The 25,918-nt window shown below is 61.6% G+C and carries 19 protein-coding genes; 12 read left to right on the top strand and 7 right to left on the bottom strand.

What is annotated here, in order from left to right:
• Nucleotides 1-4: 4 nt before the first annotated feature.
• The 3 genes from LQE90_RS08595 to LQE90_RS08585 all read right to left on the bottom strand — a co-directional run bounded on the left by LQE90_RS08595 (nucleotide 5) and on the right by LQE90_RS08585 (nucleotide 3,669).
• Nucleotides 5-1,489 (bottom strand): helix-turn-helix transcriptional regulator, encoded by a 1,485-nt coding sequence (locus LQE90_RS08595; RefSeq protein ID WP_216529444.1) that lies wholly within the window; start codon nucleotides 1,487-1,489, stop codon nucleotides 5-7.
• A gap of 1 nt (nucleotide 1,490) precedes the next feature.
• Nucleotides 1,491-2,780, bottom strand: a complete 1,290-nt coding sequence (locus LQE90_RS08590) for a carboxylate--amine ligase (RefSeq protein ID WP_216529443.1) — start codon at nucleotides 2,778-2,780, stop codon at nucleotides 1,491-1,493.
• A gap of 541 nt (nucleotides 2,781-3,321) precedes the next feature.
• On the bottom strand, nucleotides 3,322-3,669 hold the full coding sequence (locus LQE90_RS08585) for a DUF1648 domain-containing protein (RefSeq protein ID WP_231088269.1): 348 nt from the start codon (nucleotides 3,667-3,669) through the stop codon (nucleotides 3,322-3,324).
• Nucleotides 3,670-3,904: 235 nt separating this feature from the next.
• Here LQE90_RS08585 and asnB point away from each other — a divergent pair, with 235 nt between their 5' ends.
• The 3 genes from asnB (at nucleotide 3,905) to LQE90_RS08570 (ending at nucleotide 8,679) form a co-directional block, all read left to right on the top strand.
• Nucleotides 3,905-5,866, top strand: coding sequence for an asparagine synthase (glutamine-hydrolyzing) (gene asnB / locus LQE90_RS08580; protein WP_216529442.1), 1,962 nt, complete (start codon nucleotides 3,905-3,907; stop codon nucleotides 5,864-5,866).
• A 685-nt stretch (nucleotides 5,867-6,551) separates the two neighbouring features.
• Entirely contained in the window at nucleotides 6,552-7,019 is a 468-nt protein-coding gene (locus LQE90_RS08575; RefSeq protein ID WP_114567188.1) for a hypothetical protein, read from the top strand.
• A gap of 31 nt (nucleotides 7,020-7,050) precedes the next feature.
• Nucleotides 7,051-8,679 (top strand): FAD-dependent oxidoreductase, encoded by a 1,629-nt coding sequence (locus LQE90_RS08570; protein ID WP_216529441.1) that lies wholly within the window; start codon nucleotides 7,051-7,053, stop codon nucleotides 8,677-8,679.
• Between the two features lie 119 nt (nucleotides 8,680-8,798).
• On the opposite strand, the gene LQE90_RS08565 is transcribed toward LQE90_RS08570, so the two are convergent.
• Both LQE90_RS08565 and murJ read right to left on the bottom strand, forming a co-directional pair.
• On the bottom strand, nucleotides 8,799-10,196 hold the full coding sequence (locus LQE90_RS08565) for a helix-turn-helix transcriptional regulator (protein ID WP_231088268.1): 1,398 nt from the start codon (nucleotides 10,194-10,196) through the stop codon (nucleotides 8,799-8,801).
• A gap of 172 nt (nucleotides 10,197-10,368) precedes the next feature.
• On the bottom strand, nucleotides 10,369-12,393 hold the full coding sequence (gene murJ, locus LQE90_RS08560) for a murein biosynthesis integral membrane protein MurJ (RefSeq protein ID WP_231088267.1): 2,025 nt from the start codon (nucleotides 12,391-12,393) through the stop codon (nucleotides 10,369-10,371).
• Between the two features lie 66 nt (nucleotides 12,394-12,459).
• Between murJ and LQE90_RS08555 the strand changes: the two genes are divergently transcribed.
• Nucleotides 12,460-13,374, top strand: a complete 915-nt coding sequence (locus LQE90_RS08555; RefSeq protein ID WP_216529438.1) for an NAD(+)/NADH kinase — start codon at nucleotides 12,460-12,462, stop codon at nucleotides 13,372-13,374.
• Nucleotides 13,375-13,473: 99 nt separating this feature from the next.
• Here the strand turns inward: LQE90_RS08555 and LQE90_RS08550 are convergent, their stop codons facing one another.
• Both LQE90_RS08550 and LQE90_RS08545 read right to left on the bottom strand, forming a co-directional pair.
• Entirely contained in the window at nucleotides 13,474-14,520 is a 1,047-nt protein-coding gene (locus tag LQE90_RS08550) for a type IV toxin-antitoxin system AbiEi family antitoxin domain-containing protein (protein ID WP_216529437.1), read from the bottom strand.
• 240 nt (nucleotides 14,521-14,760) lie between these two features.
• Entirely contained in the window at nucleotides 14,761-16,239 is a 1,479-nt protein-coding gene (locus LQE90_RS08545; RefSeq protein WP_114567194.1) for a DUF1846 domain-containing protein, read from the bottom strand.
• Between the two features lie 315 nt (nucleotides 16,240-16,554).
• Between LQE90_RS08545 and LQE90_RS08540 the strand changes: the two genes are divergently transcribed.
• The 8 genes from LQE90_RS08540 to mraY all read left to right on the top strand — a co-directional run bounded on the left by LQE90_RS08540 (nucleotide 16,555) and on the right by mraY (nucleotide 25,908).
• A complete protein-coding gene (locus LQE90_RS08540; RefSeq protein WP_114567195.1) occupies nucleotides 16,555-17,448 on the top strand; it encodes a site-specific tyrosine recombinase in 894 nt (297 codons plus the stop codon).
• Between the two features lie 553 nt (nucleotides 17,449-18,001).
• Complete coding sequence (locus LQE90_RS08535; protein ID WP_114567196.1) at nucleotides 18,002-18,451, top strand: division/cell wall cluster transcriptional repressor MraZ; 450 nt, start codon at nucleotides 18,002-18,004, stop codon at nucleotides 18,449-18,451.
• A gap of 18 nt (nucleotides 18,452-18,469) precedes the next feature.
• Complete coding sequence (gene rsmH, locus LQE90_RS08530; protein WP_114567197.1) at nucleotides 18,470-19,426, top strand: 16S rRNA (cytosine(1402)-N(4))-methyltransferase RsmH; 957 nt, start codon at nucleotides 18,470-18,472, stop codon at nucleotides 19,424-19,426.
• A gap of 65 nt (nucleotides 19,427-19,491) precedes the next feature.
• The gene (locus LQE90_RS08525) at nucleotides 19,492-19,956 is read left to right on the top strand and encodes a cell division protein FtsL (protein ID WP_114567198.1); all 465 of its coding nucleotides are present in this window, start codon (nucleotides 19,492-19,494) and stop codon (nucleotides 19,954-19,956) included.
• A 4-nt stretch (nucleotides 19,957-19,960) separates the two neighbouring features.
• Complete coding sequence (locus tag LQE90_RS08520) at nucleotides 19,961-21,865, top strand: peptidoglycan D,D-transpeptidase FtsI family protein (protein ID WP_225749403.1); 1,905 nt, start codon at nucleotides 19,961-19,963, stop codon at nucleotides 21,863-21,865.
• A gap of 7 nt (nucleotides 21,866-21,872) precedes the next feature.
• The gene (locus tag LQE90_RS08515) at nucleotides 21,873-23,372 is read left to right on the top strand and encodes a UDP-N-acetylmuramoyl-L-alanyl-D-glutamate--2,6-diaminopimelate ligase (protein ID WP_216529436.1); all 1,500 of its coding nucleotides are present in this window, start codon (nucleotides 21,873-21,875) and stop codon (nucleotides 23,370-23,372) included.
• 3 nt (nucleotides 23,373-23,375) lie between these two features.
• Nucleotides 23,376-24,860 (top strand): UDP-N-acetylmuramoyl-tripeptide--D-alanyl-D-alanine ligase, encoded by a 1,485-nt coding sequence (locus tag LQE90_RS08510; RefSeq protein WP_114567201.1) that lies wholly within the window; start codon nucleotides 23,376-23,378, stop codon nucleotides 24,858-24,860.
• Nucleotide 24,861: 1 nt separating this feature from the next.
• Nucleotides 24,862-25,908, top strand: coding sequence for a phospho-N-acetylmuramoyl-pentapeptide-transferase (gene mraY, locus LQE90_RS08505; RefSeq protein WP_114567202.1), 1,047 nt, complete (start codon nucleotides 24,862-24,864; stop codon nucleotides 25,906-25,908).
• Nucleotides 25,909-25,918: the final 10 nt, after the last annotated feature.

The raw sequence follows: 25,918 nt of genomic DNA, 5'->3' as shown, positions 1-25,918 counted from the left end.
ACGCCTATAGCGCCGTGCGGTCGCGATAAAGCTCAACGCGATCGATAAGGTCTTGCTTGTCGATCGATCCTGTTTTTTGATAGACGTTGTGGATGTAGCCCTTGATGGTGTTGGGCGACAAGCCAAGCTCGGCTGCGATGTAGGTGCGTGTTCGTCCCTGGCAGAGCAAGGCGAGGACTTCGCTCTCGCGTGCGGTCATGGCGTGCTTGTCTGCGAAGGCCCGAAGAAGCGCGGCGGGGTCCTCGCGGTTTTCGGGCGCGGGCGAGTTTGCTTGGCTTGCATGTTCGGGGTTGTCCGCCTGCTTTTGGATTCTGCGTTCGAGCCGCGTGGACAAAACGGGGTTCATGGCCAGCACGAACAGGGAGGTGAGCGATATGAGGGCCAGCCCGGTTGCGGGGCTGCCCTGGGCCAAGACCCGCGCCCCTAGGGCCACGCCGGCAAGAATGAGCAAGCCGCCGATGCCCAGTGCGGTTCCCAGGTACACCCAAAGCGACACGTTGTCACGTTCGCTGAGCTGGCATACGATGATGCGCACGTTCATGCAGGAAAGATAGAAGGCTACGAATACCAGCACGGTCGCGGCGATGTGCGCCGCAGGCGAGGTGACGAAGGGCAGCGCGACAAGGGCGATGGCCACGATGGGGAACAGCATGCCGTACAGGTCCGACACCTGAACGGCTCGTTTGCGCAAAAACGAAGCGCCCAGCATGATCATCGAGGCCACGACGATTCCCAGCATGGCTTGCGCCTGGATGGGAATGATGTCGGTTTCGGCAGTGGCAGCAACCTGGCTGACGGCTCCGAACGCGAACGAGAACACCGCCAGATACGAAACGGCTTTCACGAAATCGATGACGCCTGCTTCCGAGATGCTGATGCGCCTTCCCGCCGCTTCAAGCTCCTGCCGAGCGATCAAAGGCACCGCCGACACGATGATTATGGTAAGCGCGAATGCAAGCTCCATGATTCCGCTTGCCCAGAAGATGATGGTCGCCGCGATTCCGCCTATCAGGTAGGCTAGGGGGATCGCGCGCGCCAGGGAAGGGCCGCCTTCTCGCGAAAGCGCGGATATTCGCCCTATCCATCCCAATTCCGCAGTTGCAAGACCGTATCCGATACTGCCCGACACCACGATGGCGTAGAGCCATCCGCCCTCGATTGCCCCAAGAAGCCGAGCAAGCATGAGCGCGTTGCCAAGGAACGCCGCACCGAATGCCGTGGCCATGCGCAGGCGATGCTCCGCCTTGCGGCGAAACACGTGAAGGGCCGCCGTGATCAGCATAGTGGCCGTGTACGCGATGAAGAAGAGCGCGCCGAACGAGTTCCCGGCTCCGTGCGAAAGGCTCATTTCCTGCAGAAACGTGCTCGATATCATGAGCGGGAACGTGAGCCCGCACACAATGCCGTAGCCCGCGGAGACCGTGATCAGGCTGCGAAGGTCGTGGTGCGCGTTGCTGCTTCCCGTGCTCGAGGTGGCGTGGGCGTCCATGTTACTTCAGCTGCTTGCCGTCGGTATCCCAGTAGAAGCGCTTGAACTTCGGGATTTGGTTCAGGTGCATGATGCGTGCCCACATGTTGTGCACGAACGAGTCCGACCCGTAATGCAGCGGGTAGGGCTCGGCTGTGCGACGCAGCACGTCAAGGGCTTGTTGCAGGCGCGCGCGGTTCTCCATGCTGCGGTCGAGCACGTAGCGGGGCACACAACTGTACACGAACGGGTCGTACGCTTCGCGGTAGTCGATGCGCTCTCCCAAGATGAATTCCCGCACGATGAGCGTGACGAAGTTCACGCCGCCCAAGCTCATGTAGTAGGTGTTGCGCCCGCAGCGCGTGTTCACCTCGAAGAACCGGAAGGATCCGTCGCGTTCGTCGTACTTGATGTCGAAGTTCGCGAATCCTCGGTACCCGATGCGGGCGAGCATGCTCTTTGCGGCCTCGATGATGGCTTCTTCGCGTTCCCCCATGATGCACAGCGGGTTGCCGAGCGCGGTGGGGTCGTGGTCTTGAAGGCATACGACGCCGCCCGACACCACGCGCATGTCTCCCGACGCGTCCGAGAACGTGGTGAGCGTGCGGATGGCGTCGTCGCCGCCGGGGATGAAGTCTTGCAACACCAGTTCGTTGTTGTAATCGGACGTGCGGATGCTGCGCCACACCTGGGCAAGCTCTTCCGGCGTCTCGATCTCGTAGATCTTGCGCCATCCCTCGATGGTGGCGTCTTGGAACTGCGCCGAGTTCGAGGGTTTGGCGATAAGCGGGTAAGGGAAGTCGTGCACGGGCAGCTCGTCGGGACCGTTTTCGCCGCAGTCGAAGTACCAGGTGCGCGGGTAGGGGATGCCCAGTTCTTCGCACAGTTCGTAGAAGCGCCGCTTCTGCGTGATCTCGTCAAGCAGATCGAAATCGATGTAGGGGACCGTGTAGCCTGCGGCCTCCAGGCGCGCCTTCCCGGCGGACAGCATGCGCGCGTGGCAGTCGTCGCAACCTAGGACCAGCAGCACGCGGTCGGGATCTTCGGCGTGCGTCTGCGCGGCAACGCGCTCGAGCGCATCGTACAGGCCTTCCGGATCGTGGATGAGCGGCTCCAGGCGATAGTCGGTGAAGCGGCTGCTCGACAGCATCTTGATGTCCTGCGTTGCCAGCACGATGGTGCGTTCGACTTGGTAAGCGCGATGGAGTTCTCGCACGTAGCTGTACGCCAGGATGTCGCCGCCTACGACGACGGGCTGCAAGCGATGTCGCACGTCGGCAGGGTTCGTGATGCGGGGGTTCTGCACGGTCATTCTTGAATCTCCTTGTGGGTCGAAATCTTGCCTATTATCCCACAGTGCGCGCGGCGGCGGCTGCGTTTCGCGAAAGTGCCCATATCGCGTTTTCGTGCTTTCGCCGCCGCGCGTTTCGACGGTGGGGCCGAGGTTCTGTCAAAACCAGCGAGTTTTGCGGCGATTTTTCGCCCTGTCGAGGCAATGTGGTTATGAGCGTTTTTTATCATGCCTGATCACAGGTTTGCAGGTTGGGTTTATTCTGGGTTGAGGACCAGCAAAACTCTTCCGTTTTGACAAACTTGCAACGTTCAAGCGGGACGCGCTCCGCCACAACGTGCGCGGTCCGCTTGCTGACGGGCTTGGCTCCGCGCGCCCGCGTCGCGCCGGCCCCCGCGCACCCGCCCCTGCGCGCCCTGCGTCCGCGCCGGTCCCCGCGTCCGCCTCGCTGGCCCCCGCGCACCCGCCCCTGCGTCGCACCCCCCCCTGCGCGCCTGCCGCGTCGGTTCCCGCGCCCGCACTCGCGCCGCCTCCTCCTGCGCTCCCGCGCCGCGCCGGTCCCTTATTGCATGTCGAAAGACATCAAGAAAAGAAGAAAGACCTGGATGGCGTTCATGCTTATCTGGGCGAAGAGGAGAAGGGTGCGCCCTCCGTGTGCGTCGGTGCCGTGTACAAGGCCCATCGCAGCTAGCTTGTCCATGAACGCGTACATGACGGCGAACAGTGCGCAGCAGCCCGTCATGAGGAAGCCCATTTCAAACGCTTCGTATTTGGAACCGATGCGGTCGACGCCGTTTGCGCCTATATGGAGCGGAACGGTATCGGGCATAGCGAACAGGACGGCGAGCCCTGTCGTGACAAGGGGGAGGGCGGCAAGTGCGATCATTGCGATCAGTCCAGAGCGTTTCATCGCTGTCCTTTGCTGCATGCGAGCTTTGAAGCCGACTCTTGAGCGGGATGCTTGGACTCAGGGTCGGCCGGTCTTGTTCTTCCAGTTTACGATAAATCGCTCGTTCTTGCGCTCCCTGCGGGTTTCGTGAAATGCAAGCAGGAGGGGAACGGGTGGCGTATTATATCGAACGTTAACGACGTAAACCCGTGCCGCGCGGACAAGGCGGCGCGTACGCAGGAGGAGAGCCAGCTACATGTGCGGATTCGTGGGATTCACCGCGGTCGACTACGACCAGGAGACGAACAAGGCCGTGGTCAAGGACATGGCGGATCGCATCGCCCACCGCGGGCCCGACGACGAGGGATTCTTCGTCACCGATGACATTGCGATGGGCTTTCGCCGCCTGTCCATCATCGACCTTGAGGGCAGCCGCCAGCCCATGCAGAACGCCGACGGCACCGTGACCGTCACGTTCAACGGCGAGATCTACAACTTCCAGGAGCTGCGCGCACAGCTTGAAGCGCTCGGCTACGTTTTCAAGACCAACGGAGACACCGAGACTATCGTGCACGGCTACGAGGCGTGGGGCACCGGTGTGTTCGAGAAGCTGCGCGGGATGTTCGCCATCGCCATCTGGGATGCGCCGAACAAGCGCCTGGTGTGCGCACGCGACATCTTCGGCATCAAGCCGTTCTACTACCAGCATGCGGGCGACCGCCTGATCTACGGAAGCGAGATCAAGGCGTTCTTGGCGCATCCGGCGTTCAAGAAGGAACTCAACCGCGAGATGCTGCCGCAGTACCTGTGCTTCGAGTACATGAACGATTCCCAAACCATGTTCAAGGACGTGCACAAGCTTCTGCCCGGTCACTTCATGGTGCTCGAGAACGGCCAGCTGCGCACGGAATGCTACTACAAGATCACGTACAAGATCGACGACTCGAAGAGCCTGGAGGAGTGGGCCGACGAGATCAACCGCGTGTTCGACGAGTCCGTGGCTGCGCACGAGATAGCCGACGTGGAGATCGGCAGCTTCCTGTCGGGCGGTATCGACAGCTCGCTGGCGGCGTACTGCATGGGACAGCACGCGCCCGACATCAAGACGTTCTCGGTGGGCTACGATATCGGTTGCGAGGACAAGATGGCCGAGATCGCCGCCCAGTCCGATTTCGAGATCAAGCTCAACGAGCTGGACGATGCGACGGCGTTCGCCGAGTGGGCGAACTTGCCGAACTTCCAAACCCAGGTGAGCGCCCAGGAATTCCTGGACATCGTGCCCACCGAGCAGTACCACATGGACGAGCCGCTGGGCGCGCCCAGCGCCATTCCGCTGTTCTTCGTGAGCAAGCTGGCGCGCGAGCAGGTGAAGGTGGTGCAGTCGGGCGAGGGCGCCGACGAGCTGTTCGGCGGTTACTGGATCTATCACGACCAGTACGAATTCGAGAAGTACTTCAAGGTACCGCGTCCCTTGCGCGCCGCCGCCGGCGCCGTGGCCGAGAAGCTGCCGACGTTCCACGGCCGCCGCTTCGCCATGCGCGGGTCGGGCGGGCCGGAGAAGAGCTACCAGCGCGCCAGCATGAATTACATGTGGGACGAAATCCCCAATGTGCTGCGCAACTACGAAGGCCCCTGCAAGCCGTGGGAGTGGTGCAAGCCGCACTTCGATGCCGTGGCGGATCAGAACCTGGACATCATCACGCAGACGCAGTACGTGGACATGGTCAGCTACATGCCGTTCGACATCTGCCTGAAGGCCGACAAGATGTCCATGTCCCAGTCGCTTGAGCTGCGCGTTCCGTTCCTGGATAAGAAGGTGCTCGACGTGGCGCTGCAGCTGCCCACGGCCTGCCGCGTGACCGACGAGCACGCCAAGTACGCCCTGCGCGTGGCGGCGAGCAAGCTGGGCTTCCAGAAGAAGGTCGCGCACATGCCCAAGCAGCCGTTCATCACGCCGCTGACCGTGTGGCTGCAAACGGACGAGTACTACAACCGCATCAAGGAGGCGTTCACGGGGGAGGCCGCGCAGGAGTTCTTCAACGTGGATTATCTGGTGCAGATGCTCGATGACCACAAGTCGGGGGACTTCACCACGGTCGAGGGCCGCGGCAAGCTCAAGATGATGCGCATTTGGAACATCTACTGCTTCTTGTGCTGGTACGAGGTGTTCTTCGGCAAGTCGAGCGAGAAGTTGGCTCCGAAGACGAACGTGGCGTAGCGCTTCAAGATTTCGCACGTGAAAAGCCGCGGCACCCGATGGGAGCCGCGGCTTTTTTGCATGTGGGGGTTGCAGGCGGACGGCGAAACGGAGCGGGACCCGCGTGCGCCGGAATCTCGTCGAGCGGAGGTCGCTGCGGCGGCTGGATCGGCTCCGGCGAACGTGCTTTTGCCGCCAAGCTTGTATCGGGAGGGACCGTGCGCACGAAAAACCGCCCTCGCTGGCAGGTTTTGACGGTTAGGGGTTGTCGATTCGGGCACCGCTTTCGCCGTCCCTTGGCTCGGATTCCATTTTACCTGTTCACAGCGTTGAGCCGTTTCGCTGCGCTTACGCAGGCGCCCGGTACGCCGGGTCAAACGACCTCAAACCGTCAAAACCTGCCAGCGAGGGCGGTTTTTCGTGCGCGGACCTTCTTCGCGAAGGCGGCGCAGGGCGCGGATGCGCAAAGAAGGCGAAGAGGCGAGAAAGCGGGGCGCGATCGGCGAAGGATGCAAGCGCGCTCTCGTGACCAGATCGCAAAACATGCTATCTGAACAGGGTGAACGGCAGGGTAATCCTTTTCTGGTGAAGTCGTCAAAAAGGGCGGTTTCGTTAGTTTCGTGTGTCGCGGGCCCCTTCTGGTTCCTTCAACATGCGAAGCGCATCGCAAAAATGCGAAGCGATTTACATCTAGGGAAGGGGAACTATGAAAGGGAATGCAACTGCTGCGAAGAGCGTGACAAGGGTAGGGCTTATCGCACTCGTTTCGCTTGCGCTGGCTGCAATGCTGGGGCTGTCTGCATGCGGCGGGGGAACGTCGTCTTCGGAGGTGGCGACCGAGGATCGGACCAATGCCAAGCAGGTCATTATGGCTGCTGGCGATTTGTTCACGATGATGGACATGGGCTTGACCGATGCCGACAGCCCGGCCGTCATCTCTCAGGACGATCCGGCTTATGCGGAGTTTTTCGATGAGCTTCTGAAGTATAAGAAGGTTGCAGATCTTGATGTTCAGGACGTGCAGATCACGGTGTCCATTCAGGCTGTGCAGGCGAGCACTGCACGAGAAGACAGCACTCAGGTGAACTATCGCTATTCCGTTACCGATGCAAGCATGAAGGTGAACGGAGCGTCGATTTCTTACAGTGCTGACAAGGGCTTTTCCAAGAACTAAGTGATCTGATTTTACGTAAAGGAGCATCATCATGGAGACTATATCTCGTAGGAACTTTCTTACTTTGGGCGCTATGGGCGCAGCGGGCGCCGCTGTTTGCGGGCTGGTTGGCTGCGCTCCCCAATCCGCTGAAAAAAGCGGCTCTGGCGTGGCCGCAGGCAATGGGGAGACCATTAACTGCTCGGGTATCGTCGTGAATCCCGAAGAGGTTACCGAGGTTATATCCACCGGCATCGTCATCGTGGGCGGCGGTTTTGCGGGGCTTGCATGTGCTGTGCAGGCCGCCGAAAACGGCGACGATTTCATTTTGCTGGAAGGCCAGGCCACGCTGGGCGGCAACGGTCAAGGCGTGGAGGGCACGTTCGCCGTCGATTCCCGTTTCCAGAAAGAGCAGAACGTTTCGTGCGATCGCTCTATCATCATGCAAGAAGAACTGGGCAAGGCCCAGTGGTGCCCGGATGGATTGCTGTACAAGGACCTTATCGATGTTTCCGCGGACAATATCGAGTGGCTGGTGGATACGTGCGGATGCAAGCTGAGCGGTCTGATAGACAACTATCCTTGCGGAGCGGTGGCGGGCAAAGTCAACTCGTTTCATTGGTGGGAAGATGGCGCCGCGTACGTGGGCTATGTTCTGCCCATGCAGGCTCGCTTGCGCGAGAAGGGCGCGGACATTCGCTTGAACAATCGCGCGCTCGAGTTCAGCTACGACGAATCGGGCAAGGTCAACGGCGTGTACGCTATCGACGCGTTCGGCGATTTGGTTCAGTATCAGGCGCAGGTCGTGGTGCTGGCTACGGGCGGCTTCGCCAACGATGATCGTCGCCTGACCAAATGGGGCTTCAATCTGGAGACGCTTGAACGCATCGGCACGCCCGGCCATTTCGGAGACGGCGTGAACATGGCTTTGGCTGCGGGAGCTGCCGAGTTCTCCGGTGTTTGCTATTTGAAGTACAACCGAATTTCTCATCAGGTGGAAGTGTTCGGTCCTCAGTGGTCGGCGTTCGCTTTCGGCGGCCCCATGCTTTGGGTCAACGAGGACTGCGATCGCTTCGTGGACGAGTCGTGCGCGCTTGTGGTCGAGAACGTTATCACGCAGTCTGCGCCGATTCACAATCAGAACGGTCACTGCTTCAGCGTATTCGATCAGGCTATTTACGACAAGCAGATCGCTCAATACAACCCTGAGGCTATTTCCGACTGGGGCGTTGATATCACCGAGCAAATGGAAAAGATCATTGCCGAAGGCGACGACGTATGGCGAGCGGATACGCTGGCTGCCGTAGCTGAAAAAGCCGGCCTCGACGCTGCGGCGCTGCAGGCTGCGGTAGACGACTACAATGCAAAATGCGCTGCCGGCGTGGATGATTTGTACGGCAAGAAGGCCGAATACTTGATGCCTATCGCTCAAGGCCCCTTCTATATTTGTGAGATTCACGAATGCATGGAAGGACCTTTGGGCGGCGTTCGAACCGACCGCAAGTTCCGCCCCGTTTTGGAAAAGGGCGGCGTCATGGAGAACGTGTTCGTTATCGGCCTTGACGGTATCATGCTGTATCGAGACGTCTATCCCATGGATGTCCCCGGATCTGCGAGCGCCGAGTGCTTGAACGGTGGTCGCTCTGCTGCCAATCAAGCTCACGATCTGCTTCGCGCGTAAAGCGAGCCGACTTGCTGCTTGAGCGATCGGCAGCAAGGTTTCGAGTCCCTCCCTTGCAAAAGCCAGGCCGAGCGTACGTTCGGCCTGGCTTTTGCTTTCGGGAAAGCTGGTGTGCGAGGCTAGCGCTTGAAAGCCTCGATAGCGTCTAGCAGCTCTTGACGGTTATGCAGGTTGCACTTGGTGTAGATGTGTCGCAGGTGGGTCTTCACCGTGTTCTCGGACAGAACCAGCATTTCTGCGATATAGGGTGCGCTGCGGCCTTCGGCGAAAAGGGCGAAGACGTCCTTTTCGCGTGCGGTGAGCTCGTAGGCGTCCGCAAAGCGATCGAGGTGGTCTTCCTGCTTGTCGCAGGCGTCTAGGGAGCTGTCCGCCGTGCTCGCTTCTACATCATCGCGCTGGCGGCGCCACAGTACGGTGCACAGGCGCGCTAGTCCCATAACCGCAATCAGCAGCAGATAGCTTAATGCCATCATCATGATGCTGTTCGTTGCGTTCGCTGATCCTCCCAATGCAATGCCAATGAGCTGTCCAGCCAGAATGCCGGCTTGCTCAGCCCCCATGGCGACGGCGAGGATGCGCAGGGGGGACGTTGCCGTCGTTTTCGCATAGAAAGCAACCAGCGTCCATACCAAAATGTCGAATCCGGCGTAGCCGATGGGGATGAATATGCGGGTCAGGCCCTGCACGTCGTTGGTGTAAAGCCCTACGGTCATAACCAGCAGGCCAAACACCATGAAGGAAAGGCACGCATTGAAAAGCGATTCCATGCGTCGCGCGGGGGCTGTTAGGCTGGCTATAAAGAACAGCAGCGATACAATGCCTCGCAAACCGACGATGTCGATGATCGTTTGACGCTCGGTGGCGGCGGGAGAGAATATCTCGAAGCTGCACATGAGTCCGAAAGCGATGCAGAATACAAGGATGAACGCAGGAAATCGAACGTCGACTCCCAGCACGTGCGCTTTCGCGGTCATGGTTTGTTCGGGTGTTTGCTCCGCTTGATCAATGCGGTAAGGGTCCGTGTGCTGGAGTTTCGCATCGATTGCGTACAGCGCGAAAGATACGAGGGGCAAAACGATTATGAAGGTGCCTTCTGCGATGGGGACCAAGCCTTCGGTAAGGATGTTGATAGCCAGTCCCAACGCCCAAGCGCCTGCAATGTGGGTCATGGCTTTGGCGGGTCCTTGGGCGATGCAGATGCGGCCCCATGAAATGTTGAGCACAGCCATCGACGAGCCCGTGACGAAAGCCCCTGCCATAGCAAGCGCAGTCATATTGGCGCTTGCGGCAAGAAGGATGGATGCCGTAGAAATTGCGCCTGCTACTGCTGCGACCAAGGTGGTCTTGACGCTCCATATCGATGAGGTCTGCCGTTTGGCGGCGACGGCCAGTGCGAGAAACACGATGGCGCTTGCCGCTAGCATGACTATGAACGATTCCTGGGCTAACTCAGGCGCTTGCGCAAGATCAAGCCCCTTTCGGTCGGCCAGCACGAAGTACAGGGAGTCCCCGAACATCGCCCGATCCATCCAAGTCCAGAAAAAACTTGCGCCAACAATTGCGAGCCAAGAAGAAGAGCCGCTCAGAGCTTTGAAATTCATAACACCGTTTCCCCAGAGGCGAAGTATCGAACCGCAACATCATATCATGATGCGCGACAGGCGTTTTCCAAAGCTCTAACCTCTTGCGTTATCCGCGGGACAGCTTGCCTTTCACCTTGCCGATGAGCGAGCCGACGAACGCGGCTTCGGGCACGTGCAGCTTGATGGACAGGCCGAACGTCACCAGCAGCGCCACGAAGCCTCCGACGAGCACGTACGTCAAAGCCAGCGGAATCGATCCGGCGATGGGGGCGACGAATGCTTGCAGCGCATACAGCACGCCGCCGCCGGCCAGTGCTCCCAAGCCGCCGAACACCAGGCCGGAGAAGCAGGCCTTCGCCACCGATCGCAGGCCGAACGCGCCCAGGCGGCTGCGCAGGTAAGCGAACAGGCACAGGTCCGCCACCACGTAGAACAGCACCTCCGCTACGGCGATGATCTCGATGGGGAAGCGGTCGATGTTGGCGGCGCCGTAGACGGTGAGCGCGATCTGAGCGGCGCCGGCTACGAAGTTGAACGCTGCGAACACGCCCATTTTGCGCAGGCTGCTGAAGATCTTCTGCAGGTACGTGTTGACGCCGTACACGGGCAGGGCAAGCGCCAGCACCGCCATGTACGAGGCGATGGATGCGACGTTCTCGGAGGTGAACGCGCCTGCATTGTACAGCGTGACCAGCGGCAACGAGAACACCATGAGGTACATGGCGAACGGGATCATGAAGAACAGGATCTGGTTCGTGCCCCCTATGATGCCGCGCTTCACGCCCTCCATGTTGTTCTCGGCCTGCATGTCGGCCAGCTCGGTGAACATGGCGGTGGTGATGGGCACGGCCAAAAACGCGTAGGGCAGCGTGAACCACTGGCGCGCGTACAGCAGGATGGACGGCCCGTTCGAGGCGAAGCTGTAGGCCGCCGCGTTCTGCACCGACACCACTGCGAACGAGCACAGCATGACGAACACGGCCGGCACGCCGATTCCCAGCGTCTCGCGCAAGGCGGGATCGCGCAGGTTGATGCGCGGTCTGATGCGGATGCCGTTGCGCTTGAGGGCGGGCAGCTGGATGGCCAGCGCAACGAACACGCCCAGGGGGTTGCCGATAGCTATGATGTAAAGCGCAAGCTCGGGGTCTTGCGGGGCGACCGCTGCGTACAGCAGAAACGAAGCGATGACCACCACGCTTTGCGCCGCCGGGGCGATCGACGACCAAAGGTAGTCCCTGTTGGCGTTGAGCAGGCCCGATACGATAGCCGTCGCGCCGGAGAACACGATCTGGATGGCGAAGAACTGGAAGAAGAACACGGAGAGCGCCATCTCGGATTGCTCCGAGAAGAAGCTCTGCGTGTAAATGGCGACTCCCGGAAACGCGATGCAAAGCGCCGACACCACGCCCAGCAGCAGCACGACGATGGTGAGCAGGTTCGAGGCGTACTCGTTGCCGGCCTCGCGCCCTAGGCGCTTTTTCACCGACAGGTACACGGGCAGGAAGGCGGTTACGATCATGCCGCCTATCACCAGCTCGTACAGCTGAGCGGGAAGGTTGTTCGCCACTTGATAGGAGCTCGACAGAAGCGTAGAGCCCAGGGCGAACGCCATGACCCAGGTGCGGACGAAGCCGAGCACGCGCGAGATCAGGGTGCATGCGCTGATGAGCGCAGCCGACGATCCGACCGCAACGGTTGTTTCCTCGGGCTCTGACGAGGAGACAATGGTCTTGTCCGTTCCGCCATGCTTGCTGATGATGGGCAGCTCCGAGGTGGAACCCGGGAAGGCCGCGCGCTCTTCGCGCGTGCTCCGCGCGGCTGCTTTCGCGGCATCGCGCGGGTCGGGGGTCTGCGGTTCGAAGGGGTCGCGCGGAGGCGTGGTCCGGTCGGGTCCGGCATGGCGCCCGCCGATGAATATCTCGGACGTCTCTCCTGGAGCCGCCGAACGCAGACGCGCCTTCGCGCTGGCGGGGTCGTGGCGCGGCTCCGGCTTCGGCACGACCGTCTGGGCGACCGCGGCCGCGATGGCGGTGCGATCGAGGCCTGCGTGGCGACCGCCCACGAATATCTCCGAGGTGGAACCGGGGTCGGCGGGGCGCATATGTTGAGCTCGTGCGAGCTTGTCGGACATGGAGGGACGCTTCCTTATGCATCGGATATAATGGCCCATCATAGCAAACCCGGAAAGAAGACCTTCATGCACATCCTCATCGTACGCAATAATTCCAACTCGAAAGCCGTGGACGCCTCGCTGCTATTGGCAACGTACCTGGCCACACAGGGGGTTGAGTACACGCTGGTCGATTCCACCGAGCTTTCGTGCGCATGCGACCACGACAGCTTGAACGCCGCGTTGGCGGCGGGCGTGGAGATGGCGGTAGTGCTCGGCGGCGACGGCACGATCCTGCGCACGGCGCGCCAGATCGGTACGACCGGGGTGCCTATCCTGGGCATCAATTTCGGTCGCTTGGGCTTTTTGGCGAATTCGAGCGATGCCGGCGTGGTTGCCATCGTGGCCGCGGCTTTGGCGGGCGACGTGGTGGCCGAGCAGCGCGCGAACCTGCGCATCGACGTTGTGTGCGAGGGCGAGCCCGACCCGTGGAGCGACGATGAGGACGGGGAAGGACCCTCGTGCGATGCGGCATCGCCGTGCAAGGCGGGCGCTCGTAGCTTCTTCGCGCTGAACGAGCTTGCGGTGACGCGCGGCGCGAACGGTCGCGTCATCGACTTCACGTTGGGGGTTTCCGGTTCGCACGTTGCCGAAATGCGCGGCGACGGCCTGGTGGTTGCCACGGCGACGGGCTCGACGGCCTACGCGCTGTCGGCGGGCGGTCCTTTGGTGGCGCCTGGGTTCACGGGGCTGGTGGTGGTGCCGCTCGCGCCGCATACGCTGCATTCGCGCGCCATCGTGACCGCATCGAACGACGTGGTGGAAATGGGCTTGCCGCGCGAGGCGGCCCGACGCGACGCCACCCTGTTTGCCGACGGGGAGCTGTTGTCGTTTGACCGTCCGGTGCGTCGCATCTACGTCAGCCGAGGCGAAGCCCCCACTGTTTTGCTGCGCCATCAGCACGAGGGCTTCTACGAGCACGCAGCGAAGGTGTTTTTCTAGCGGGTCGGAGGTTGGAGCCGCTGTAGCTTGCGTCGCCGTTCGGAGCGCGTGGCTTGACGGCCAAGGACGCCTTGCAAACCGGCCGGGGTGGTTACGTCGCTAATCCAACAAGCTTTCAACCGTGAATAGCTGTGCTGTGCTCGATTTTGTTTGAGCGAGACGGCGTTCGGCGCGCGCGATTTCGTCGCTTCGGGGGATACCGTAGCGTTCAAGGAGCCTTGCGAAACGATCGGCGTCCATCACGTCTTTGTAGGAAAAGCGCACGATAGGCATGCCGTGGAGGGTAAGCTGCGACTCCCGGTGCTGCTCGTCGGCAAGGACGCGCATCGGCGTTCGACCGTTGCGGAATGCGTCGCATTCGTACTTTTGCATGCCGTCGAATTCGCCAATGACATTGCTGCCGTCCATTCGCGTCCAAAGGAAATCGACGCGGAACGAACGTTGCGGGTCGAGCGGCCGCGGAAAAGCAACCTGGAGACAGGGGAGCGCGAGCCCCTGCTCAATCATAGTGGCGCGCGCAATGGATTCTCCGCCGCTTTCGCTCAGGGGATCGGCGTAGTACATGGTTCTTATGGCTTGATTGATGCCTGGGTACGTTGTGCCTAGGCGCTTGAAGCGAGCAGCGAACCAGCTTGGCGCATTTCCAGTGCAGCGTAGTGCGCCGTCGGCGATAGCCAAGGCTTGCTTGAAGCTGGTCGTTCGCATGCAATCAAAGGCGGTCCGAGTGAGGGAGGTAACGCGAAGACCCCGGACGAGAGCGGGCTCATCATCTTCAATCACATGCCAGCGGATGCTGGATGGCGACGCGTTGCGTTTCGCACGAGATGTTTCGACATGGATTGCGTCCATTTGGCTGAACGCGACGGGCAGGCCAAACGCAATCGCTGCCGATTCGTGGCAAAAGATCCAGTCGGGGTGCAGCTTCTGCAACGTGCGAAGGATGTGCATCGCTTGCTGGGGTTTCGCAAGAGCCTGCCAATACGAAGCTCGTGCATACATGCCGCGAACTGGGCGAATGGCTTCCCCTTGATTGATTTGCCGGCGTAAGAGTTCTCGGATGCGCGGGCTCGAGGGCACAAGGCACAGTTGATTGCGCTCGGCGCACAGGAAGAGGCGAGCCAGTTCGACATCGCGGACTTCGGTCATGAGCGCCCTCCTTGCACCGAGTGTTGTTTGCCCATTGTCTCACGATCCGTGCAATAAAATATAAGGAAGTCCATAATACTTATAAGGTACATTGTCGATCCAAAAACACGTTTTCGGGGCCGAAAACGTGTTTTTGGATCGACAATGAGAACGCGAGCGCCTTGCACCTGCAGATGGTAAGGGGTGGTGGTTGCAAGGCGCTCACATATCGAAGGGGCCCGCGGGCCCCTTCGATATTGCTTACTTGTGGTAATACCGGTGCTGCTCGTACTTCGGCTCGCAGCACACGTTGATGCCGAGCGTGCGGTACAGCTTCTCGTCGGTGGCCGAGATGATCACGCTGAAGTACGCATCGCAGCCGCGCAGGTCGTCGATGTGGTCGATCAGCGTGGCCGCAAGCGGATCGGTCGCGGAGCTGATGGACAGGGCGAGCAGCGTTTCGTCGGAGTGCAGGCGCGGGTTGCGGCTGTGCAGCTGCTCGGTCTTCAGGCGGCAGATGGGCTCGATGACCGCATCGCTGATCACGTTGATGTCCTCGACGCCGGCCACGCCCTTGAGCGCGTTCATGAGCAGCGACGATGCAGCTCCCAGCAGCGGCGACGTCTTGCCCGTCACCACGGTGCCGTCGGGCAGTACCATCGCGCCCACCGGACCGCCGGTGGTCTCCTCCTTCAGAAGCGCGGCCGATCGCGCCGGCGAGAAGCTTGCGTTCACGCCGGCTTGGTTCATCAGAAGCTCCAGCTTCTCCACGTGCTCTTGTCCCACGCCGGTGCGGCGCGTTTCCACCGCTGCCTGGAAGTAGCGGCGCACGATCTCCATTTTGGCGGCCTCGCGCACGGCGTCGTCGTCCACGATGGCGTTGCCGGCCATGTTGACGCCCATGTCGGTGGGGGACTGGTAGGGGCTCGTTCCGGAAATGCGCTCCATCATGGCCTTGAGCACGGGGAATATCTCCACGTCGCGATTGTAGTTCACCGTGGTCACGCCGTACGCTTCCAGGTGGAACGGGTCGATGGTGTTGGCGTCGTCCAGATCGACCGTGGCCGCCTCGTACGCGATGTTCACGGGGTGCTTGAGCGGCAGGTTCCAGATGGGGAACGTCTCGTACTTCGCGTAGCCGGCCGCCACGCCGCGCTTGTGCTCGTGGTACAGCTGCGACAGGCACGTGGCCATCTTGCCCGAACCGGGGCCGGGGGCGGTCACCACGACAAGCGGGCGCTTCGTTTCGATGTACTCGTTCTTGCCGTAGCCCTCGTCGCTGACGATGCGGTCGATGTCGTAAGGGTAGCCGGCAATGGGGTAGTGCAGGGAGCTTTTGATTCCCAAGCTGTCCAGGCGCTTGCGAAACGCCTCGGCCGAGGGCTGGTTCGTGTAATGGGTGATCACCACGCCGGTGGTGGTGAAGCCCATCCCGCGGAAGATGTCCATGAGGCGCAGCACGTCTTCATCGTACGTGATTCCCAGGTCGCCGCGCACCTTGTTCTTCTCGATGTCGTTCGCGTTGATGGCTATGATGATCTCGACGTCGTCCACCAGCTGCTTGAGCATGCGGATCTTCGAGTCGGGCTCGAACCCGGGCAGCACGCGGGCTGCATGGTAGTCGTCGAAGAGTTTCCCGCCGAATTCCAGGTAGAGCTTTCCGCCGAACTGGTCGATGCGGTTGCGGATATGCTCGGCCTGCAGCGCGATGTACTTGTCGTTGTCGAATCCGATGCGCATGGGAATGCGGCGCCCCTTTCTTGCCGTCGATGATGTTCGCGCACGACCGCAGAGGGCCGTACACAATCCGATTCAGTATACCCTACTTGGTAGGTGTTTCGTTTTTGTTAATTGCAGGTAACGAAGGGGATCTTCCTTCGGTTCGCCATACCTGCAGGTCCGAAGGCGTTCGGTGCCCGTCCTATCCGCACCTGGTTTTTCATAGCGTCATGCTATGCTGTTCGATCAGTGCGACGGTGCCGCAGCGCGTTTGGCGCGAATCGGCCGATCGTTGCTTTTCATGCCCGCTTGCCGGGTCGACGACGGGGTTGGTGGATGGACGAACTGGTTCGAGAATATCTGGCTCATCTGCGCATCGAGCGGGGAAGCTCGCCCCTTACCGTGTCTGCGTATGCTTCTGACCTGCGGGATTTCGCGGCGTTTTTGAACGCGTGCGGCGTGAAGGACGTCGGCGACGTGCAGCGCGAGACCATCGTGGCCTACGAGGCCGACCTGTTCGGCCGCAAATACGCCGCCGCCACGGTGGATCGCCACGTGTCGGTGCTCAAGGGCTTCTACCGGTTCCTCGTGCGGGAGGGGCACGTGCGTCGCAACCCCACCGACACGTTGCAGCTTCCCAAGGCTCCCGATCGACTTCCCGACGTGTTGAGCGCAGTGCAAGTGGAATCCATGCTAGCCGATCCTCCCAAGCGCGCGCCCATCCCGCTGCGCAACCGGGCCATCTTGGAGGTTCTGTACGGCTGCGGCTTGCGCGTAAGCGAGTGCGTGGGGCTTGACCTGGGCGACGCGGTGCTTGAGGAAGGGTACCTGCGCATTCTGGGCAAGGGCGGCAAGGAGCGCGTGTCGCCCATATCGGGCGCGGCGCTGCGGTCGTTGGCCGACTACCTCGACAACGGGCGTCCCGGTTTGACGAAGCCGGCAGCGAAGCCCACGTCGGCGGTCTTTCTGAACGCGCGCGGCGGGCGGCTCACGCGCCAAAGCGTGCACGCCATCGTGGCCGAGGCGGGGCGATCCATCGGCGTGGCGAACCTCCATCCTCACACGCTGCGCCATTCGTTCGCCACGCACATGCTCGAAGGCGGCGCCGACCTTCGCGTCATCCAGGAAATCCTCGGCCATTCGGACATCTCCACCACGCAGATCTACACGCACATCAACCGCGCCCACATGCGCGAGGAATATCTACGCGCGCACCCGCGCGCGAAGTAATGTACCGGCATCGTTCGGACGGGCGTCAGCACTGTTTGGATGCGCGCCGGCATCGCCTGGACGCGCATCGGCGGCGTCCTGCGGGGCTCGAGGCTTCGGCGCGCCGTCTTTCGCCGGCGAGGGGGGCGGTGGGACGGCATCCCATCGCGATCGCGGTCTGCGGGGGACGCGGTGGGGCGGCGTCCCACCGCAGGGGCGCCTTTCGCCGCTCGATTCCGCCCGTCTCCTCGCGCGTGTTGCCGAACGGTTTGCCCAACGAATCGGTCGGCGATCCGTCGTGCCACAGATTCCGCATAACTCGCTCCATATAGATGCCAAGGCCCTCTAAAGCGGTAGTGCGATCAATATCTTGTGTTCGTTTTCGTCCGTCGGTTCAATATCTAGCCGTGTCTCAATCTTGCATTTTTGGGGGTCGGGGGACAACTTGGGGAACGGGATGGTTTCAAAAGGGTCTAAATGGGTCAAAAGGCCGGATTTTGTTGCGAAGTGGGGCAAAGTGGGATAGAATTCCAAGCATCGAAAGGGCCGTGCGAGTCGCGGCGGGAAGGAAGGCATGGCCGAGGACACCGAAAAGGTGGTTGATCTCAACAGCGCGTACCGCCACAAGGTGGACGCCAAAGGCCGCATGTCTCTTCCCGCATCGTTTCGCAAGGTGCTTTCGACGGATTTGGTGGTAACCCGCAACCCGAAGGACGAATGCCTCTACGTGTTCGAGCCCGATGCGTTTAACGCATGGGTGGCCGGCGTGTTCGAGGACAAGTTCGAGAAGTTCGACCGCACGAACGATCTCCACGTGCGCCTGCGCCGCAAGCTCAAGTCTCGTGCAGCCGACGTGTCCGTTGACGCGTCCGGTCGCATCATGCTCTCGAGCGAACAACGTGCGGCTGTTGGCATTGACAAGGACGTCGTCGTGCTGGGCAACACGGGCTACTTCGAAATCTGGGACGCAAAGCGCTACGACCAAAACGACGAGGATACCGACCTCGGTCTTCTGTTCGACTGATTGTAAGGCGTGAGCGAAATGATAAACGAATATCGGCACACCCCTGTTCTGCTCGCCGAGTGCCTCGAATACTCGAACCTCAAACCACAGCATACATTCGTGGATGCAACACTCGGCGGTGCAGGGCATTCCCTCGAAGCGGCCAAGCTCATCGGGAGCGCGGGTACGCTCATCGGCATCGATCAAGACGAAGTGGCGCTTGCCGCCGCTCGTCAAAAACTCGGGACGTTGCCTGATGATGTACGCCCGCGCCTCGAATTGGTGCGCGGCAACTTCGGTGATATGGACGACGCGCTTCTCAGTGTGGAAGTGCCCGGGGTCGACGCGTTCTTGTTCGACCTTGGCGTATCGTCGGTCCAGATCGACACACCGTCTCGAGGCTTCTCCTTCAAGGAGAACGGCCCTCTTGATATGCGGATGGATCCGGGGAAACAAACCCTAACCGCAGCAGAGATCATCAACACCTACAACGCAGCAGATCTCACTCGGATCATCCGTACGTACTCTGACGAGAAGTGGGCCAGTCGCATAGCCGACTTCGTGGTCCGCGAACGTCAGAACGGGCCCATCGAGACAAGCGCGCAGTTGGTCGACCTGATCAAGGCTGCCATCCCGGCATCGGCGCGCCGAGCGGGAGGGCATCCGGCGAAGCGCACGTTCCAGGCGCTTCGCATCGAGGTGAACGGCGAGCTCGACGTGCTCAAGCGCGGACTGGACGCGGCCATACGCTGGCTGAATCCCGGGGGCAGGCTGGTGGTCATCAGCTACCACTCGCTTGAGGATCGCATCGTGAAGGACGCGTTCCAATCCTTCGCCCGTCGATGCACCTGCCCGCCCGACCTTCCGGTCTGCGTGTGCGGGAAAGAGCCGATACTCGACATAGTAACGCGTAAGCCGGTCCTACCGACCGCTGAAGAAATAGAGCGCAATCCGCGCGCTCGCAGCGCAAAGCTGCGCATCGCGCAGAAGCGCTGAACAACGAAAACCGCAGAACGTACACCACCCGAACAGGCAGCTAAAACGAAGAAAGGGGGTTGGGCATGAGCGCAGCACCGGCGTATTCCTATTATCCTGAGCGCGTACCTGAGCGTGAGCGCAAGGCTCGCATCAGCGTGGTTCCGGGTCGCGGCACGCGCACGCAGCCCGCTTCCCTTCCTTCCAACGTCGTGTTCTTGGCGAAGGCCGTTGCCGTCGTTTTGGTGGTGGCCGCGCTGGTTGCGTTCGTGCGCATCGGGCTTATGTCCGCTACGGTTTCCACCACCATGAGCTCCACGCAGCTTTCCAGCCAGATCAGCGATGCCCGTTCCTCGGGCGCTGCGCTCGAGGTGTCCCAAAGCGCGCTGTCAAACCCCACGAAGGTCAAGCAGCAGGCGGGCAAGCTGGGCATGGCCGCTCCTGAGGCAACCGGCGTGATCGAGCTGGGCAAAGACGTCGTTGCTACCGACGAGTCCGGCTCCCTGTCGCTTTCGAAGAGCATTGCCATAGCCGCCGGCGCTGGAGCGTAAAACCGTGGCCGATAGATCTCACATGCCGCGAGGCGAGCGTTCCGCTCGCGGTCGCGGAAGCTCCCGCTCGTCTGCGCGTCCTCCGAAGTCTCATGGTTCGCGCGGCTCCCGCGGTTCTCGCGGCGCGCGCCCTTCGCATACGGGCGGGCGCGGTTCGTTCGCCGACGTCGGAGCCGATTCCAATCGCGTGTTCCTTCCCATCCTGGTATTCGCGGTCATCGCGGCGCTCTTCTTGCTGCGCCTGGTGTTCTTGCAGGTGGTCGATGCGCCGCGCATGGCGGCCGAAGCGGAGAACGCGCGCATGAGCTACGACTGGATCGAGCCGCGCCGCGGAACTATCTACGATCGCAACGGTGTGGTGCTTGCCACGTCCGTCGAGTCCACCACCATCTACGTGGATCCCACCGAAGTGGACAATGCTGATGCTACGGCTCAGACGCTCGTCGACGTGCTGGGCGGGCAGAAGTCCGACTATCTGCCGGCCATCACGGCTTCGGGGACGCGCTACTCCGTCATCAAGGAGAAGGCCGACGTCGAAGTGGGTGAGCAGGTGCGCGCGCGCGTGAGCGAGGTCACGAAGAAGGACGCCGCGTACGAAGGCAAGGACCTGGGAATTCGCTATAAAACGCTGTGGAAGCGCGAGTACCCCAACGGCCAGGTGGGCGGCCAGGTGGTAGGCGCGTGCAAGCTCGACACGGAAATCGAGAACAACCGCGAGTACTACGAGGGCGTTTCGGGCTTGGAGCTGTACTACAACGACATCCTGTCCGGCGAAGCCGGGTACACGCGCGAGGAGCGCAGCCCCGACGGCACGCCGATTCCGGGCGGCACGCGGGACTCGAAGGCCGCCGTGGACGGCCAGGACATCATCATATCGATCGACATCGAACTGCAGCAGTACGTCGAAGAGCGCCTTACGGCCGACGAGAAGGGCATCACGGCGAACGGCGGCAGCGCGATCGTGATGGACGGCGGCACGGGCGAGATCTACGCCGCCGCGTCGCTTCCGCTGCTCAACCCTGCGGATCGTACGGAGATGAAGCCGGACGCTCCGAAGCTCAAGTGCGTGACCGACCTGTTCGAGCCGGGCTCCATCTTCAAATCGGTGTCGGCCATGGCCATTTTGGAGTCGGGCACCATGACGCCCGACAGCGAGCTGTTCTGCCCGGCCTACATCGAAGCTGACGGGTTCGTCATCTCGGACGCGCACGAGCGCGGCGATGCGACGTTCACGTTGCGCCAGATCATGGACCAGTCGTCGAACGTCGGCATATCGCTGGCCACCGAGAAGATGGGCTTCCAGAACCTGTACAACAAGATCAACGAGTACAACCTGCACACCAAGACGGGCGTGGACTATCCGGGCGAGGGGGAGATCGGCACTGACTACCTGGGCAATCTGCTGCCGTTCGACCAGTGGAGCAAGGTCACCGGCTACAACGTCAGCTTCGGTCAGGGCATGTCGCTCACGCCGCTGCAGATCACTCGATGGTACGGCGCGCTTGTGAACGACGGCGTGGAGTGCACGCCTCATTTCCTGCTCTCGAAGCCTCAAAGCGGCGAGACGCCCGAATACGCCACCGAGCAGGTTATCGAGAACAAAGCGGCCATCGCGGATTTGACCAGCATGCTCAAGTCCGTGGTGTCGGAGGGCACCGGCAAGAAGGCCGCTATCGAAGGGTTCAACGTGGCGGGAAAAACCTCGACGGCCGAGATTTACGACGAGGTGAACGGCGGGTATCGAAAAGGCGTGTACAACCTGGCCTTCACCGGTTTTTTGGCCGACTCGTCAAGCCAATTGGTTTGTTTTGTGGGTGCAAACGAGGTTCCCACCGACGGTGTGGTCACGCCAATTTTTAAGGATATAATGGCAACAGCCATCGACCGTTTCAACATATATCCGGAGTGAGGAAGCTATGGGCAAGACCTGTACCGAACTGTTCGCGGGCATAGACTGCACCATTATCGGCAACGCTGATGACGTGGCGGAGGGCATCGCCTATCGCAGCGACCGGGTTCAGCCGGACGACGCGTTTTTCTGCATCGTCGGCTTCACGACGGACGGCCATTCCTTTGCGCAAGACGCCATCGATCGCGGTGCGAAGGTGCTGGTCGTCGAGCGGAAAGTGTACTTGGCCGACGCGACCGACGTCACGGAGGTCGTGGTGAAGGACACGCGCAAGGCCATGGCTGTTGCGGCGGCGAACTTCTACGACCATCCTTCCAAGGACCTGTCGCTGGTGGGCATCACCGGCACGAACGGCAAGACCACCACCACCTACCTGGTGGAGCATATCGCGAAGGTGGCCGGCAAGCGCACGGGCGTCATCGGAACCGTGGGCGTTCGCATGGGCGGCGTGAGCGAGAAGTCCGCGCACACCACGCCCGAATCGCCCGATTTGCAGCAGCTGTTCGCGCGCATGCGCGACGAGCGCTGCGACACGGTGGCCATGGAGGTCAGCTCGCACGCGCTCGATCTGGAGCGCACATGGGGCACGACCTTCGCTGTCACGGCGTTTTCGAACCTGACGCAGGATCACCTGGACTACCATCATACGTTCGAGGCGTACTTCGAAGCGAAGGCGCGCTTGTTCTCGAAGGACTATCCCGCACGCCGCGTCATCTGCATCGACGACAAGTGGGGCAAGGAACTCCTGCGCCGCTGCTCGGTGGCCGAGGACAACGTGGTGACCACCGGCTTCGACCCGTCCGCTCAGATTCATCCGGTGGACGTGCAGTACGCGCCCACGCACACCACCGTCACGCTCGACGTGCGCGGCAGCCGCTTGACGTTCGACTACCCTCTGGTGGGCAAGTTCAACGTGGAAAACGTCATGTGCGCGTTCGGCATTGGGCTTCAGCTGGGATTCTCAGCTGACGTGATCGTGGAGGCCCTTGAAGAGGCCCCGCAGATTCCCGGCCGCCTGGAGCGCGTGGATGCGGAGCATACCGGCAACGTATCGGTGTTCGTGGATTACGCCCACACGCCCGATGCGCTGGAAAAGGCGCTCGGATCCATCATGGCGCTCACGTCGGGCCGCACCATCTGCGTGTTCGGCTGCGGCGGCGATCGCGATGCCAGCAAGCGGCCCATCATGGGACGCGCGGCGCTTGCGGCCGATTACGCCGTGGTGACTTCGGACAACCCGCGCACGGAGGATCCCAACGCCATCATCGAGGACATCGTAAGCGGCATGGGCGCGGGCTTGGATCGCTTCGACGTGGAACCCGATCGCCGCGCGGCCATCGCTCGCGCGCTGCAAATCGCGAAGCCCGGCGATTCGGTGCTCGTGGCCGGCAAGGGGCACGAGGACTACCAGTTGGTGGGCAACCAGGTGCTTTCGTTCGACGATCGCGTGGTAGCCGCCGAAGAGCTGGAGCGCGCGTTCGGCCCTGGCTCTGGATCGCAGGAGTAGCGCATGCGCTTGAACCTCAAACAGATAGCCGCCTGCACGAGCGGCTCCTTTTCGGTAGAGCCGCTTGATGCGTGCGTTATCGCAACGGGCCTGACGTGGGATTCCCGTGACGTAAAACCGGGCGACGCGTACCTGGCTTTGCCGGGCGAGCGCGTGGACGGCCATGATTTCGTGGCCGCAGCCTTGCGCGCGGGGGCCGTGTGCGCGCTTGTCATGCAGCCGATCGATCCGTCCGTGCAGATGCTCGCGCGCGAGCTGGGCGCTGCCGTGATCGAGGTGTCGGACACCGCGCATGCCGTGACCGACCTGGCGCGCGAGTGGCGCGGCCACCTGAAGGGCCGCATTATCGCGCTGACCGGCTCTACGGGCAAGACCACGACCAAGAACCTGGTGCGCGACGTGCTTGCCGCTTCCCACACGGTGGTGGCGACCGCCGGCAATCAGAACAACGAGCTGGGAGTTCCCAAGACCCTGCTGAACGCCCAGCCGGAAACCCAGGCCGTGGTCGTGGAAATGGGCATGCGCGGCTTGGGCCAGCTTGCCGACCTGTGCGATTTCGTGCGCCCCGATTGGGGCATCGTGGTGAACGTGGGCGAAAGCCACATCGAGCTGCTGGGAAGCCGCCAGAACATCGCGCGCGCCAAAGCCGAGCTGCTGTGCGCCCTGCCCGAGGGCACGGGCCGCGCGTTCGTGAACGCCGACGATGACTTCGCCTCGTACGTGCGCGATCACGCATGCCTTGACAAGCGCCGGGTGGACACGGTGCTGTTCGACGGATCGTTGCAGGCGGCCGACCGTCGCGCGGCTTTCTCCGAGCAGGATCGCGCGAACGCGTCCGTGTGGGCCGAGCAGATCGAGCTTGACGACCAAGGTCGCCCTTGTTTCATGCTGCACGCGTGCGGTTTCGCCGAGGACGGCGCGCACGAGGCGGTCGCGTGCTCGCTCAACCTGCGCGGGCTGCACAACGTGTCCAACGCCTGCGTCGCCGCGGCGGTGGGGCGTTCGTTCGGCATGAGCCTGCACGATGTTGCGGGCGCGCTTGCCAAGGCCGAGCCCGAGGCGGGACGGCAGGAAGTGCTCGAGGCGCGCGGCGGTTTCACCGTGGTGAACGACGCGTACAACGCGAATCCGGATTCCATGCGAGCGTCGTTGTCGACGTTCTGCTCGCTGAACGTTTCCGGAAAGCGCATCGCCGTGCTGGGAGACATGGGAGAGCTGGGCGACTACGCGTTGGCATGCCATGCCGGCATCGGGCGCCTGGCTGCGGATCTGCCCCTTGATCGACTGGTGTGCGTGGGCGAATTGGCGCAGGTCATAGCCGATGCTGCAGAAGAGTTCGGCATGGAGCCCGGGCGCATCGTGCGCGCGGCGGCGTTGTCTGAGGTTTTGGATTGTTTGGACGATTGCGTAGAGCCCGGCGATGCCGTGCTGGTGAAGGCATCTCACTTCATGGGTCTCGAACGCGTAGTCAAAGGACTGGTTAATTAATATGTTCACTATTTTCGCTCAATACCCGACGTTTCTCGTGTTCTTGGCCATCGTGCTGGCCATTGCGTTCACCATCGTGCTGATGCCGGCATGGATCAAGCTTTTGAAGTCGAGCCATATCGGGCAGCAGGTGCGTGCGGACGGGCCTGAAAGCCATCTGGTCAAGCAGGGCACGCCTACCATGGGCGGCGTCATCATGCTAGTGGCCGTTGTGGCGGTTGCTCTGCTGGTGGGCAAGCCCACGGCCGAAACGTTCGCGCTTGTGAGCGCTACCGTTCTGACCGGCGCGTTGGGGCTTATCGACGACGCGTCGAAGGTGGTCAAGGAGCGTTCCCTGGGCTTGACCCCGAAGGCCAAGCTGGTGGGCCAGTTCCTTATCGCTACGGTGTTCTGCCTGGTTGCGGTGAACTGGCTGCACGTTGCCCCCACGGTTGAGATCCCGTTCGTCTACACGTTCGACCTGGGCGTTCTGACCACGGTCGTGCCCGTTGGGGACGGTATCGCCATCCCTTGGCTGTACCTGGCGTTCGTGGACATCCTGCTGGTGGGCCTGTGCAACGCGGTGAACCTCACCGACGGGTTGGACGGCCTGGCGGCGGGAACGGTCATGATCGTCATGATCGTCATGGCGGCCATCGCGTACCGCTCCGACATGCTCGAGCCCGCCATCTTCGGTGCGGCGCTTGCGGGCGCGTGCATCGGCTTTCTGTGGTTCAACTCCTTCCCGGCCGACATCTTCATGGGCGACACGGGTTCGCTCGCTCTGGGCATGTCGCTTGGGTGCCTTGCGGTTCTCACCAAGTCCGAGTTCATCGTGCTCATCATCGGCGGCCTGTTCGTGGCCGAGGCGCTGTCGGTCATGATCCAGGTGCTGTACTACAAGAAAACGAAGAAGCGCATCTTCTTGATGGCTCCGTTGCACCACCATTTCGAGAAGAAGGGCTGGAGCGAAACGAAGGTGGTCGTGCGATTCTGGATCATCTCCGGCGTTCTGGCTGCAACGGGCTTCTCCCTGTACTTCGCCGAAACGCTCATGGCGGTGGCGTAGTCTATGGAGG

Origin of the sequence: Paraeggerthella hominis, from assembly GCF_021044775.1 — a bacterium.
GTDB lineage: Bacteria > Actinomycetota > Coriobacteriia > Coriobacteriales > Eggerthellaceae > Paraeggerthella > Paraeggerthella hominis.
Note: the sequence above shows the minus strand (reverse complement) of the source record. Positions and strands in the feature narration are given on the sequence as shown.